Source organism: Serratia sp. PL7 (assembly GCF_945957435.1).
The window spans coordinates 193,207-206,508 of sequence record NZ_CAMFLB010000008.1 but is presented as its reverse complement, the minus strand read 5'-3'; the positions used below and the strand labels follow the sequence as shown (position 1 = coordinate 206,508).

The following is a 13,302-nucleotide window of genomic DNA, read 5'->3' as shown; positions in this document are numbered from 1 at the left end:
ACACCCCCATTGAAAAAATAGCTACGCGGCTTGTTAAGCTGGTGAAATTCGTGTCACTCTTGCCTTAATCAAAGTAAGCGGATGATTTAGCAATGATGACACCTCCCAAGGCAGAAAAACGGCCTTACCCAATTACCATCCATGGTGACACGCGTGTGGATGACTACTACTGGCTGCGCGATGACGAACGTACCGACCCCCAGGTATTGGACTATTTGCGGGCTGAAAATGCCTACACCGACGCGCAGCTAAAGCCGCAACAGGCGCTGCGCGAAACTCTGTATCAGGAGATGGTCGCACGTATCCCACAGCAGGAACATTCCGTGCCTTACGTCAGGCGTGGTTTCCGCTATCAGACCCGGTATGAGCCGGGTAATGAATATGCGCTGTATGTGCGGCAACCCGCAGCGGCTACCGAGCTTTGGGACACCTTGCTCGATGGCAATCAGCGTGCGGAAGGGCACGAGTTCTATACGCTGGGCGGGTTGGACGTCAGCCCGGACAACCAGCGCCTGGCCGTGGCGGAGGACTTCCTGTCACGCCGCCAATACGATATCCGTTTCAAGAACCTAGGCGACGATAGCTGGGCCGACGAGGTGCTGGAAAACACTTCTGGCAACTTCGAGTGGGCGAATGATTCCGCCACCGTCTACTACGTGCGTAAACATGCCAAGACACTGCTGCCGTATCAGGTCTATCGCCACGTGGTGGGCAGCGATCCGCAGCAGGACGTGCTGATCTACGAGGAACAGGATGACACTTTCTACGTCAGCCTGGAAAAAACTACCTCCGAGCGTTTTATCCTGATCCACCTCAGCAGCACCACCACCTCAGAGATCCTGTTGCTGGATGCGGACAGTGCAGACAGTAAGCCGCAGATGTTTGCGCCGCGCCGTAAAGATCACGAATATGCCCTCGATCACTACCGTGAGCATTTCTACATTCGCTCTAACAGAAACGGCAAGAACTTTGGCCTGTACCAGAGCGAGCAGGCTGAGGAAAGCCAATGGCAGGAACTGATTGCCCCGCGCAACGATGTCATGCTCGAAGGGTTCAGCCTGTTCCGTGACTGGCTGGTGGTGGAGGAGCGCATCGCCGGGCTGACCCAGCTGCGCCAAATCCACTGGCAGAGCGGTGAAGACAAGAGCATTGCTTTTGACGATCCGACCTACGTCACCTGGCTGGCCTATAATCCGGACCCGGAAACCGAGCTGCTGCGTTACGGCTATTCCTCCATGACCACGCCAACCACGCTGTATGAGCTGAATCTGGACAGTGGCGAGCGGGAGTTGCTCAAGCAGCAGGAAGTGAAAAACTTCACGGCGGAAGATTATTGTAGCGAGCGCGTGTGGGTGAAAGCCCGTGACGGCGTCGAGGTGCCGGTATCTTTGGTTTACCGTGCTGACCGCTTTGCACATAGGGCGAACCCGCTGATGGTGTATGCCTACGGCTCCTATGGCAGCAGCATGGATCCGGCATTCAGTGCCAGCCGCCTAAGTTTACTGGATCGCGGCTTTGTCTTCGCGCTGGCGCATATTCGCGGCGGTGCCGAACTGGGGCAGCTCTGGTATGAAGACGGCAAGCTGTTCAACAAACAAAACACCTTTAACGACTTTATCGACGTCACCAAGACACTGGTAGAGCAGGGCTATGGCGATGTTGACCGAGTATTCGCCATGGGCGGCAGTGCCGGTGGCTTGCTGATGGGTGCGGTAGTCAACCAGGCTCCTGAGCTGTTCAATGGCGTAGTGGCTCAGGTGCCGTTTGTGGACGTGGTAACCACCATGCTGGATGAGTCCATCCCGCTAACCACCGGTGAATATGACGAGTGGGGTAACCCAAACGACAAGGCGTATTACGATTACATCTTGCAGTACAGCCCTTACGACCAGGTGAAAGCGCAGGATTATCCGCATATGCTGGTCACTACCGGGCTGCATGATTCGCAGGTGCAATACTGGGAGCCTGCCAAGTGGGTGGCGAAACTGCGTGAGTTGAAAACCGACGATCGCCAACTGCTGCTGTATACCGATATGGATGCCGGCCACGGCGGCAAGTCTGGGCGCTTTAAGGCTTACGAAGATATTGCACTGGAATATGCGTTTATTCTGGCGCTGGCGGAATAAATCATCGCGGGCAGGAGACTGCCCGCTTGATTAACCCAACAGGTAGTATTTCAACGTGTGTTTCATATCCGGGCTGAGATCGTCGATTGATTTCAGCATCCAACGCAGATAGCCAGGATCTTCCAGCGCCACCTGCTCAATAGATTGCCCACGATATTTGCCGAACTTGAATTTTTTCAATAATACCGGCTGCTCGGTGATTTCCAGCATCTGTTCTGGCGTCCAACCGGAGTCCTGCACAATGCGTTGTAGCAGTGCTGCGGTGACGTAGCAGTCGTACAGTGCACGGTGTGGATAAAGCGCGGAGTCCTGCGGCAGTTGCACATCCAGATTCAGCGCATAACGCAGGTATTGATTACCATATTTAATGTCTGGATACAGCGTACGTGCCAGCTTGAGGGTACAAATCCAGGCACCGTTCATTTCTGGCAGCATGGCCCGATCAAAGGCGGCGTTATGCGCAACATAATATTGGCTGCCCTGGTAACGCCCAATAGCGACAGCGATACGCGGCTTGCCCTCAACCATCTGCTCGGTGATGTGGTGAATGGCCATGGCGTCCAGGCCGATAGGCCGATCTGGGCTGATCAGGTCGCTCATCGGATTAGTGATTTGCCCGTCGATCACGTCAACGGAAGCGACTTCCACTACGCCGCCGTCTAGCCCACAGGTTTCAGTATCGATTACACGTAACATCATGATGTTCCCAGCTAAAGTCTACTCCCTAGCTTAACGATATGGGGTTGCGATGCCAACCTGTCTTTTCGCAGGTAACAAAAAACCCGCCTCGGCGGGTTTAACTACGGTCAGAAACTGATTTACTCACCAGATGTAGACGACTGTCCTTTCTTGGAACGTTTCTCCGCTTTTTTCTCGGCTGGGGTTTTCAACGGTTTCTTCTTCGCATTTTTCTTGCTGTCCATTCCCTTACTCATGATGGCCTCTTGGTTAACCTATGGTTGGGTGGCTTGCTGAACCATTAACCCCCTAGCGGCCATCATATGCAAGCAGCAAAGGGTATGGAAACGTCAACGCCTTGTTTATCCAATGATTATTTATTATTAACCTTTATGTGTTAAAAATGTTATAATGTAACAAACTTATGTACACGGAGTGTGCCATGACAGTCATGACATTATTAAGCGAGCAACAACTGCTGGCGATGCCAGAATCTGATTACATGAATACGGAGCAGCGGGCGTTTTTCCGCCAACGCCTATTGGACGAGCAACAAAAACTCTGGCAGCACATCGACGTGTTGAAACGTGATATCGACAGCGGCGATATTAGCGGTGACGAAGCGGATAAAGCTGCGCGCGAAGAAGATCTGCGCCTGCTGTTCCGCCAATTGGATCGGGAAACCCGCCTGCTGCCCAAAATGGCCGCCGCCCTGCAGCGCCTGGAAACCGGTGATTTCGGTTATTGTCTTGAAACGGGTGAGCCTATCGGCTTGCCACGCCTGTTATTACGCCCCACGGCAGAGCTGAGTATTGAAGCCAAAACCGCACAAGAAATGCGCGAACCCCATATGCGTAAAAGCAAGTCGACTTCATTTTGAGCAAACGCACACTAACATGTTGGTATAGGTGGAGGTTTTAGCGTTTTACCGTTGACCTGATGAGCGGCTTCGGCTTTGATGAGGGTATCACTCACAGAGAGACGTACGCGCCATGGAACAATTACGAGGTTTGTACCCGCCATTATCCGCCTATGACAGCGGTTGGCTGGATACTGGAGATGGGCACCGGATCTACTGGGAGCTGAGTGGCAATCCAAACGGTAAGCCTGCGGTATTTATCCACGGTGGGCCTGGCGGTGGTAGCGCACCTTATCATCGCCAGTTGTTCGACCCGCAGCGCTATAAGGTTTTGTTGTTCGATCAACGCGGCTGTGGCCGTTCCAAACCGCATGCCAGCCTGGACAATAACACCACCTGGCATCTGGTTGACGATCTTGAAAGATTGCGTGTCATGGCCGGAGTGGATCAGTGGCTGGTCTTTGGTGGCTCCTGGGGGTCCACGCTGGCGTTGGCCTATGCACAGACGCATCCGCAACGCGTCAGCGAGATGGTGCTACGGGGGATCTTCACGCTGCGTAAGCAGGAGCTGAGTTGGTATTATCAAGACGGCGCTTCCCGCTTCTTTCCGGATAAATGGGAGCGGGTGCTGTCTATCCTTTCGGAGGAAGAACGCAAGGACGTGATTGCTGCCTACCGTCAACGCCTGACGTCACCGGATCTGCAAGTGCAGCTTGAGGCTGCCAAACTGTGGAGCGTGTGGGAAGGGGAAACGGTAACGCTGTTACCAAGCGGTGCCTCCGCCTCCTTTGGCGAAGATGATTTCGCGCTGGCCTTTGCCCGTATTGAGAACCACTACTTTAGCCATCAGGGCTTTCTCGACAGCGATGACCAACTGCTGAGCAACGTTCCGTTGATCCGTCATATTCCGGCGGTGATCGTTCATGGCCGTTACGATATGGCCTGTCAGGTACAAAACGCCTGGGATCTGGCCAAAGCCTGGCCTGAGGCTGAACTTCATATTGTCGAAGGGGCAGGGCACTCCACGGATGAACCGGGTATTTTGCACCAGCTGATGCTGGCTACCGACCGCTTTGCTGCCCCCTCACTCCAACCCTCTCCCATAGGGAGAGGGAGCTGTTAGCCCCTGCTCATTTGGAGGTAAATCGGTAACTTTGGCAAAATCGATCACCTCCTCATCCAAGGTGAGTCCCGAGAAATTTCAAACACACTCGATCGGTTCCCTCTCCCTGTGGGAGAGGCGCCATTACTTCATTTTAGGTTCGTAAGGCAGGCGAGAGAATTTGTGTGATTCGACGCGATAGTGCATCACACGCTCGCGGAAGTAGTCCTGCAGATGCTTTGGCTGCTCACGTTCCACCATCTCAGGGATCACCGGCATATTGTAGCGTTCCTTGAATGCTACTCCAGACGCGGCCAGATCAACGTTCACCTTGTCCATCTCGTCTTTGGAAAGTTCTGCCAGATTGTAGCCCATGCTATTTTCCTTCTAGTGTGTAACGGCAACTCAGCGCAGAAGGTAATCTACCGTGCCGCGCTTGGCAAGCTTCTCAAGCCAACATATCCCTATCATCTTCAGACTCTGGGCGTAGAGCCATTACAAAAAGCAGGGTGATATAATGTTTAAGCCTAATGTCGTTGGTTTATTTTGTTAAATAAGAATGATTCGTCTTACTGTAAATATAAAGATGAAAATGATTATCATAATAATTTAATGTTAAAATAAGTTATTTTATAACTGATTGAATTTATAGATAAATATAACCTTAAATTAATGAATGTAAATCAAGTGTTTTTATTTTGTGTTAATCAAGGCATAATGTGGTCAATTAAGTTTATGACCTGCAAAAATAATAGGGATCCTCATGCTAACGCAAGCAATGACCACGAAACTGAATGAGCAACTGAATCTGGAATTCTATTCCGCCAATCTGTATTTGCAAATGAGCGCCTGGTGCAGCGATAAAGGCTTCGAAGGGGCTGCAGCATTCCTTAAAGAACATTCACGTGAAGAGATGCAGCACATGCAGCGTCTGTTCGACTACCTCAGTGATACTGGTGCTTTGCCACTGATCGGCAGCATTTCTGCACCGCCGGTAGAGTTTGAATCACTGGCGGACGTTTTCCAGCAGACTTACGAGCATGAGCAACTGATCACTCGTCAAATCAATGAACTGGCGCACGTGGCAATGACCACACAAGACTACTCAACCTTCAACTTCCTGCAATGGTACGTTGCCGAGCAGCACGAAGAAGAGAAGCTGTTCAAATCCGTACTGGACAAGTTGGCGCTGGTAGGCAACAGCGGCAAGGCACTGTTCTTCATTGATAAAGATCTGAAGAGAATGGGTGCCGAGGCAGTAAGCGGTAACGGCCAGGCCTGATAACCCGCTTTTGTCATCAATCTGAAAACCGCGTACTTTTCACCGTACGCGGTTTTTTTTGCCCTGTGTTTATCGGGCGGCTATAGCGATACGTGCTGCCAGATCGCAAAATATCAGTGATGTGCTCGACTTGCCGATTCACCGTCGTTATGATTTAACTCGATACGCTACCGGGAGGTAGAGAGTTATAACAGTGAGTTACCCACTCTTTCTGCTGTTTACCCGTGGCGCAATCACAGTGGTGGGTTGAGGCTGCGGAAACATCGCTCCGCGTAACCGGTCTTGGCCCTTATCACCTACATAATTGATAAAGGACTCCTCCGTGATCGCTAAAATTCGTTCATCCTATCGCCTGCTTTCCACCATTTTTGTACTGTTTGTCGGCTTGTCTTCTCAGCAGGCGTTGGCGCATGCCCACCTGAAAGTACAGACTCCGGCGGCAGACGCCACCGTAAGCTCTGCGCCAAAAGTGTTGACGCTGAATTTCTCCGAAGGCATCGAGCCTAACTTCAGCGGTGTCAAAGTGACCGGCCCAGATAACGCCGTGGTTAAAACCGGCAAGCTGGATCTGGATCCAAGCAACAACACCCAGATTAACGTACCGATTGAAAGTGATCTGGCTGCGGGGAAATACCAGGTCAGCTGGCACGTGGTTTCCGTTGACGGTCATAAAACCAAAGGTCAGTACAGCTTTACCGTTAACTAAGCTATGACTCTGGCGACCCTGTTTGTGCTGTGTCGCTTTGTGCACTTTACGGCGGTGATGCTGATGTTTGGCGTCAGCCTGTTCACCGCCGTCCTGTCGCCACAGCGCCTTTCCCCGATAATCACCCGCGATGTGCGCCCGCTGCTGCTCGCCTCGACCTGGATCTCCGCACTAACCGCCTTGCTGATGCTGGCTATTCAGGCCGGATTGATGGGTGATGGCTGGGTGGATACCTGGCAATTGAGCATTTGGTGGGCGGTGTTGGGCACCACCTTTGGTGAGGCCTGGCGCTGGCATCTGGGTTTTTCCCTGCTGGCCTTGTTAGCCTTGCTGTTGCCTGCGGCAAAGCGGGGACAAGCGTTGGCGCTGTGCTCGGCACTGCTACTGATCAACATGGCGTTTATCGGCCATGCGGCGATGCATGCGGGCATATTGGGCATAGCACACCGAGTTAACCACGCCTTGCACCTGTTGGCCGCAGGCTACTGGTTCGGCAGCCTGTTGCCGTTGTTGTTTTGCCTGCGCTACTTGCCACAACCGCAGTGGCGTAGCGATGCTATCGCCACCCTGATCCGTTTCTCCCGCTGGGGCCATGTTGCCGTAGTGCTGGTGATCGTCACGGGCATAATCAACAGCCTGATTATCCTTGGCCGCTGGCCAGTCGATCTCGGCTCCGCCTATCAACGTTTGTTGTTAGTGAAAGCCGGGCTGGTGGCATTGATGGTAATGGTGGCATTGGCCAACCGTTACGTTATCGTCCCCGCAATGCGTACCACCCCCAATCTGGCACAGCGCGGAGTGGTGATCGCCTGCTGGCTTGAGGTGGCGTTGGGGGCTGCGGTGCTGCTGTTGGTGAGTTTATTTGCAACCTATGCGCCGGTATGACATTGCGCCTTGCCGGATGCCCTCAAACTGCGGGAAAATGGATTTAAATCGCAACTTAAGGCCAAAAACATGAAATCAGTAATTCTTGGTATTGCGCTGCTGGCAACGGCGTCGAGCGCGCTGGCGGCAGATAAGCTGGTTAACGTCACTAAGCTGGAGTACGGCAAACAGTGGGCGTTCACTAAAGAGGAAGTCACGCTGCAATGTCGCAAAGGGGCCGCCTTGTTCGTGCTCAACAACAGCACCCTGATGCAATACCCGCTCAATGAAGCAGCTGAAGCACAGGTGAAAGCGGGGCAGCAGCGTGCCCAATCGCTGGATGTGATCCTGCTGGATGACGCCAACCACCCTGGTCAGAAAATGAGCGTGCAACCTTTCCGCGAAAGAGCAGAAAAATTGTGTGCTGACTAATCAGCTAACCACCCGATACTTATGCAAAAGTTTACGGGTGGTGACGAGATGTACGTAATTAATTTCTGTTTGTAACTATCACTTGTGTGCGCTGGGCTGGCAAAACTTGCACCTTGGACTATTCTTAGAATGCACGGTTGAACAAACCTTGCATAAATGCCAACTTTTAGCGCACGGCTCTCTCCCAAGAGCCCTTTCCCTAGACCGAGTATAGGAATCGTACTCGGTCTTTTTTTATCATATTGATTTTAAATATTTATTTAACCCTCTTTGGGAGAAAGCTCCTCTTCTCCCCGAACAAATCGTAGGTATCATGAGTGCCTCTACAGGGATAGGGTGAGAGGAACAGCTTGACCACAAACTCCTTCAAACCCCCACTCAACCCGCTATACTGTATAAAAAATCAGTATGGAGTTTGTCATTGACCAGACGTTCTGCCGCACCAAGGCTCGAGTTTGAAGCAGAAGCCATTTACCAGTACCCGGAACACCTACGCCAATGGCTGGAAGGCTTGCCTGCTCTACCTGGGGTATACCTGTTCCACGGCGAGTGCGAAACCATGCCGCTCTACATCGGTAAAAGCGTGAACCTCCGCAGCCGGGTACTTTCACATTTGCGCACTCCAGATGAAGCGGCCATGCTGCGCCAGGCCAGGCGTATCACCTTTATCAGAACGGCGGGGGAAATAGGGGCGTTGTTGCTGGAAGCGCAACTGATTAAACAGCTGCAACCGCTGTTCAATAAACGCCTGCGCCGCAACAGGCAGCTCTGCGCGTTGCAACTCAATGATGACAAACCCACGGTGGTGTATGCCAAAGAGGTCGATTTTGCCCGGCACGCTGGGCTGTTTGGCCTTTTTGCCAACCGGCGCGCGGCACTACAAGCGCTGCAGTCTATCGCCGATCAGCACCAGCTGTGTTATGGGCTGTTGGGGCTTGAGCCATTAAGCAAAGGCCGCCCTTGTTTCCGTTCGGCATTGAAGCGTTGTACCGGAGCTTGCTGCGGTAAAGAAAGCCTGGCCGATCATCAGCAGCGCTTGGCCTCAGCGCTCGAGCAAAGCCGAGTGGTGTGCTGGCCGTGGCGTGGCCCGATAGCCTTGCGAGAGCCGGGGGCTGATATGGCGCAGTACCATATTATTCACCACTGGTTATGGCTGGGTGCAGTAGATAGCCTGGATGAAGCGGGGGAGTTAATGATTGCGGCGCCGGGCTTTGATAGCGATGGTTATAAAATCTTATGCAAACCCGTGATCGGTGGAAAGTACGAGATTATCGATCTCTTCGAAAAAACCTGAGTTAACGGCTTCGCGCCAGCCAGAAGACCTGCGCGGATGTCGTTATCAAAGACGGACGCCAGAACCGATGCCAATGGTGGCCGTTGAACGCCCCGAACTCCCGCCAGAGCCAGAAACGCTGACCGTAGAACACCCAGCCAACAGGATGATTAAAAGGGTACCTGCAATAATTTTCATAAGCCTACCGGGTTAGCTAAGTACTAAAACATGTCCTAAGACTGAGTTAATCAACTTATAGAAATCTGTCAAGGCGTTTGCTTTACGCCGGGGTCAGATATTGAGTAACCAATTTTAGGTTCTATAAGGGAAATTGGAGTTCGTAATTCTTTAACTCTCTGCCGCACGTGCGTAGCATGCAGCGCCCCTACACTGGTCGCAGCCTAACCTGACTTTCTTTCCTTACCGATCATACCCATATCATTCACCTTGAAAATCTCTCTTCCGTCAGCCATTCAGCACAACTATACTGTATAAAAACACAGTATAGAGACATACCCCTATGAAACACTTTGTTCCAACACCAACCCCAGAGAAATTGTACCTGCCACTGTTTTCCGATCGGGTGCCTGCTGGCTTCCCAAGCCCGGCGCAGGACTACGTCCATGCCAGGATCGATCTCAACGAATACTGCATTAGCCACCCGAACGCCACTTACTTTCTTTATGCCTCCGGTGAAAGCATGCTGGAGGCGGGTATTACCGATGGCTCGATGCTGGTGGTCGATTGCAGCATTGGGGCCGAACATGGCGATATCGTGATCGCCAGCGTTGGTGGGGAGTTCACGGTAAAGCGATTATGTCTACGGCCAGTCGTACAGCTTGAACCGATGAACCCCAACTACCAGCCAATCCCGCTACATGATGGAGCTGAAGATTTAGATATCGTTGGCGTCGTGGTGTCGACTATTACGAGGCTGAAATAATGTACGCGCTGGCCGATGTGAACAGCTTTTATGCCAGCTGTGAAATGCTATGGCGGCCCGATCTGCGTGGCCGCCCGGTGGTGGTGTTATCAAACAATGATGGCTGCGTAGTGGCCCGTAACCAAGAGGCCAAAAAATTGGGGATGACGATGACCGGGCCGTATTTCAAGGTCAAGCAGCAGTTGGAACGTGCGGGTGGTGTCGCTTTCAGTAGTAACTATGAGCTGTATGCCGATATGTCAGCTCGGGTGATGACGGCACTGGAAGAGTTAGTCCCCCGCGTTGAGATCTATTCTATCGATGAAAGCTTTCTCGATCTCTCCTCGGTACCTAATTGCGGGAATCTGGAACTGTTTGGGCGGCAGATCCGGGACAAAGTGCGGAGCGATACGAGGCTGAAGATCGGGGTCGGGATCGCACAAACTAAAACGCTGGCCAAGCTGGCAAATTTTGCTGCCAAAAGATGGGTGAAACAAACCGACGGCGTGGTCGACCTTTCCAGCCTGGAGCGGCAGCGTAAGCTAATGCATAAAGTGCCAGTAGAAGAGGTCTGGGGCATTGGGCGGCGGATAGCAAAAAAGCTGAACGCGATGGGGATAGAAAGTGCGCTGCAACTGGCTGATGCCAGCACCACCATGATACGTAAACGTTTCAGCGTGGTAGTCGAACGTACTGTGCGGGAACTGTGTGGCGAGCCTTGCCTGGAACTGGAAGAGTTCGCGCCAACCAAGCAGCAGATTATCAGCAGCCGTAGTTTTGGTGAGCGCATCACCGAGTATGAACATATGCATCAGGCGATCTGCTTATACGCCACGCGGGCGGCAGAAAAGCTCAGGGCGGAACGGCAATATTGTCGGCACGTCAGCGCCTGGATCAAAACCAGTCCGTTCGCCACTCACGAGGCCTATTACGGTAATTCGGCCAGCGTCAAATTGAACACGCCAACGCAAGATACCCGCGATATTATTGCTGCCGCGATGCGCTGCCTGGATGCCATTTGGCAACCCGGTCATCGTTTCGATAAGGGCGGCGTGATGCTGCAGGATTTTTTCAGCCAGGGTATCGCCCAGCTCGAACTGTTTGACGACTATCAACCAAGGCCCGGTAGCGAAAAGCTGATGCAGGTGATGGATCATATCAATAACTCGGGCCGGGCCAAGCTGTGGTTTGCTGGCCAGGGTACGCAGCAGGTGTGGTCGATGAAGCGTGAACTGTTGTCACCGGCTTATACCACCAGGCTGAGTGATTTACCCCGTGCTCGGGTATACTGAACGGTGCTGTTCCTTGACCACTATGCCATAACGTGGTGGTTAATGGGTTTTCTCCTAATTTATCATTAAGTTACTGGTTAATGGATTAACGCTATGCGCAGGCCTTTATCATCCTATCATCCACTGCTTTATTGGCTGCGAGTTCGGCAAAAGCGAGTTTTGCGCCATCTTGCGTGGCAATGGTCATCGCGCCGGTACGCCAGTGAGAAAACGCCGGGGCAGCGGCTGGATCACCGTTTTATCAAGCACACCTCGAAGCTGATCCGCAAGCTGGGCAATAGCGATATAGGCTTGCAGCACAATAAAGTGATTAATCTGCGGCTGGCGGTTGCGGCAACCAGTGGAATTATTATCAAGCCGGGTGAGTATTTCTCATTTTGTAAGCTGGTGGGGAAACCGACTCGCGCGCGTGGTTTTGTTGAAGGGATGGAGCTGTCGTTTGGCGAAGCGCGCAGTGGTATTGGCGGCGGCATTTGCCAGCTCAGCAATTTAATCCACTGGATGGCGATCCACTCACCGTTGGTGGTGGCCGAACGGGCAAATCACAGTTTTGATCCTTTCCCGGACGAAGGCCGTATATTGCCTTTTGGCTCGGGAGCCGCCATTTTCTACAACTATATCGATCTGGTGCTGTATAACCCGACTCAGGATAGCTTTCAACTGGTGTTCAACGTTGCAGAGCATCAGTTGGAAGGTGAGCTGCTGTGCTCGGCTCCCCGCACGGTTAAGTATCATGTCTACCAGAAATCCCACCGATTTATCCGTCGGCAACAGCGCATTTACCGGCAGAATGAAATCTGGCGTGATATCTCCACCAAAGGGCAGGACTCGGTGGTATTACAGTCCGAACGGCTATATCTGAACGATGTGGTGGTAAAATATGATATTGAAGAACAACAGGTTGAGTAAACAAGCTCAACCTGTTAATCCGTCGGGGTCGACAATGGTCCGGCCCCAAACAGAGAGAACACGGGTTACAGCCGTGCGATCCGTAACAGCTCATCCTTGGCTCCGGGGGCAACGGCCAGCACCGGCCCGCCGTGCAGCAGGTGGTTTTCCCCAGTATTAAATGGATGCGTCCAGCCACCAGCCTCGTTCACCAGGCAGTAACCCGCCAGACAATCCCAGGCGTGCATATAAGGTTCGTAGTAACCGACCAGCCGGCCTGCGGCAACCCAGGCCAACATCATGGCCCCGGAACCGTTGCGGAAAAAATTGCCGCCAACCGCCGTGATCTCAGCGACGATCTCACCAACGCGTTCGGGGGCCACATAGCTGTTGGCACCAAAGCCGGTGATGTGATTTTGCAGCGTGCGCGCCGGATCGACGTGTAGCGGCTTGCCATTAAGCGTTGCGCCTGCGCCACGTGCCGCGACAAAACACTCCTGCTGGCAAGGCGCCATAATCACGCCAATCACCGGATCGCCATGGTGAATGACGGCAACGGAAACGCACCAGTTCGGCATGCCGTTGACGAAGGGGCTGGTGCCGTCGATCGGATCAACCACCCAGGTGTAGCCCGAACTGCCGGATTGCAGGCCAAACTCTTCACCGAGAAAACCGTCGTCTGGGAACTGCTGTGCAATACGCTCGCGGATCAACAATTCAACTTCGCGATCGGCGATGGAAACCACGTCCTGCGCATCACGCTTGGTTTCAATCACCAGGCTTTCGCGGCGGTTGAAATAGTTCAGCGCCCTGGTTCCCGCCTCACGTGCGACCTGCTCGGCCAACGCCAGGCGTTGGGAAATCTGCTCATTCATATC

Annotated in this window: 14 protein-coding genes; 11 read left to right on the top strand and 3 right to left on the bottom strand. The window is 52.8% G+C overall.

Annotated features, from left to right (window positions below; all coding sequences use genetic code 11):
- Positions 1-92 precede the first annotated feature (92 nt).
- Positions 93-2,126: a S9 family peptidase gene (locus tag N6G83_RS28635; RefSeq protein ID WP_211135566.1), complete on the top strand. Its 2,034-nt coding sequence runs from the start codon at positions 93-95 to the stop codon at positions 2,124-2,126.
- Between the two features lie 30 nt (positions 2,127-2,156).
- Here N6G83_RS28635 and exoX read toward each other — a convergent pair whose 3' ends face one another.
- On the bottom strand, positions 2,157-2,825 hold the full coding sequence (gene exoX / locus N6G83_RS28630; RefSeq protein ID WP_024530219.1) for an exodeoxyribonuclease X: 669 nt from the start codon (positions 2,823-2,825) through the stop codon (positions 2,157-2,159).
- Between the two features lie 421 nt (positions 2,826-3,246).
- Here exoX and N6G83_RS28625 point away from each other — a divergent pair, with 421 nt between their 5' ends.
- On the top strand, positions 3,247-3,684 hold the full coding sequence (locus N6G83_RS28625) for a TraR/DksA C4-type zinc finger protein (protein ID WP_021806760.1): 438 nt from the start codon (positions 3,247-3,249) through the stop codon (positions 3,682-3,684).
- 112 nt (positions 3,685-3,796) lie between these two features.
- Positions 3,797-4,786, top strand: coding sequence for a prolyl aminopeptidase (gene pip / locus N6G83_RS28620; RefSeq protein ID WP_074028610.1), 990 nt, complete (start codon positions 3,797-3,799; stop codon positions 4,784-4,786).
- A 123-nt stretch (positions 4,787-4,909) separates the two neighbouring features.
- Here pip and N6G83_RS28615 read toward each other — a convergent pair whose 3' ends face one another.
- The gene (locus tag N6G83_RS28615; RefSeq protein ID WP_021181054.1) at positions 4,910-5,140 is read right to left on the bottom strand and encodes a DNA polymerase III subunit theta; all 231 of its coding nucleotides are present in this window, start codon (positions 5,138-5,140) and stop codon (positions 4,910-4,912) included.
- Positions 5,141-5,528: 388 nt separating this feature from the next.
- Between N6G83_RS28615 and ftnA the strand changes: the two genes are divergently transcribed.
- From ftnA to N6G83_RS28575, 8 genes are all read left to right on the top strand, one after another.
- Positions 5,529-6,047, top strand: coding sequence for a non-heme ferritin (gene ftnA / locus N6G83_RS28610; protein WP_021806759.1), 519 nt, complete (start codon positions 5,529-5,531; stop codon positions 6,045-6,047).
- Between the two features lie 322 nt (positions 6,048-6,369).
- Positions 6,370-6,753, top strand: coding sequence for a CopC domain-containing protein YobA (gene yobA, locus N6G83_RS28605; RefSeq protein WP_024530221.1), 384 nt, complete (start codon positions 6,370-6,372; stop codon positions 6,751-6,753).
- A gap of 3 nt (positions 6,754-6,756) precedes the next feature.
- A complete protein-coding gene (gene copD / locus N6G83_RS28600; RefSeq protein WP_074028612.1) occupies positions 6,757-7,638 on the top strand; it encodes a copper homeostasis membrane protein CopD in 882 nt (293 codons plus the stop codon).
- A gap of 69 nt (positions 7,639-7,707) precedes the next feature.
- A complete protein-coding gene (locus N6G83_RS28595) occupies positions 7,708-8,049 on the top strand; it encodes a YebY family protein (protein ID WP_021806756.1) in 342 nt (113 codons plus the stop codon).
- Positions 8,050-8,470: 421 nt separating this feature from the next.
- Entirely contained in the window at positions 8,471-9,343 is an 873-nt protein-coding gene (gene cho / locus N6G83_RS28590; RefSeq protein WP_211135966.1) for an excinuclease Cho, read from the top strand.
- A 499-nt stretch (positions 9,344-9,842) separates the two neighbouring features.
- Positions 9,843-10,265, top strand: a complete 423-nt coding sequence (gene umuD / locus N6G83_RS28585; RefSeq protein ID WP_024528804.1) for a translesion error-prone DNA polymerase V autoproteolytic subunit — start codon at positions 9,843-9,845, stop codon at positions 10,263-10,265.
- Positions 10,265-11,536, top strand: a complete 1,272-nt coding sequence (gene umuC / locus N6G83_RS28580; RefSeq protein WP_211135967.1) for a translesion error-prone DNA polymerase V subunit UmuC — start codon at positions 10,265-10,267, stop codon at positions 11,534-11,536. Before umuD ends, umuC begins: the two co-directional genes overlap by 1 nt.
- 159 nt (positions 11,537-11,695) lie before the next feature.
- Positions 11,696-12,445, top strand: a complete 750-nt coding sequence (locus N6G83_RS28575; protein WP_260524074.1) for a VanW family protein — start codon at positions 11,696-11,698, stop codon at positions 12,443-12,445.
- 65 nt (positions 12,446-12,510) lie between these two features.
- On the opposite strand, the gene N6G83_RS28570 is transcribed toward N6G83_RS28575, so the two are convergent.
- Positions 12,511-13,299 carry an inositol monophosphatase family protein gene (locus N6G83_RS28570; RefSeq protein ID WP_211135969.1) on the bottom strand — a complete coding sequence of 263 codons (789 nt, stop codon included), beginning with the start codon at positions 13,297-13,299 and terminating at the stop codon, positions 12,511-12,513.
- Positions 13,300-13,302: the final 3 nt, after the last annotated feature.

Coding starts and splice junctions, on each gene's coding strand:
- copD (WP_074028612.1), top strand. CDS start 6,757: ATGACTCTGGCGACCCTGTTTGTGCTGTGTCGCTTTGTGCACTTTACG.
- N6G83_RS28625 (WP_021806760.1), top strand. CDS start 3,247: ATGACAGTCATGACATTATTAAGCGAGCAACAACTGCTGGCGATGCCA.
- N6G83_RS28615 (WP_021181054.1), bottom strand. CDS start 5,140: ATGGGCTACAATCTGGCAGAACTTTCCAAAGACGAGATGGACAAGGTG.
- umuC (WP_211135967.1), top strand. CDS start 10,265: ATGTACGCGCTGGCCGATGTGAACAGCTTTTATGCCAGCTGTGAAATG.
- N6G83_RS28635 (WP_211135566.1), top strand. CDS start 93: ATGATGACACCTCCCAAGGCAGAAAAACGGCCTTACCCAATTACCATC.
- ftnA (WP_021806759.1), top strand. CDS start 5,529: ATGCTAACGCAAGCAATGACCACGAAACTGAATGAGCAACTGAATCTG.
- N6G83_RS28570 (WP_211135969.1), bottom strand. CDS start 13,299: ATGAATGAGCAGATTTCCCAACGCCTGGCGTTGGCCGAGCAGGTCGCA.
- N6G83_RS28595 (WP_021806756.1), top strand. CDS start 7,708: ATGAAATCAGTAATTCTTGGTATTGCGCTGCTGGCAACGGCGTCGAGC.
- umuD (WP_024528804.1), top strand. CDS start 9,843: ATGAAACACTTTGTTCCAACACCAACCCCAGAGAAATTGTACCTGCCA.
- exoX (WP_024530219.1), bottom strand. CDS start 2,825: ATGATGTTACGTGTAATCGATACTGAAACCTGTGGGCTAGACGGCGGC.
- pip (WP_074028610.1), top strand. CDS start 3,797: ATGGAACAATTACGAGGTTTGTACCCGCCATTATCCGCCTATGACAGC.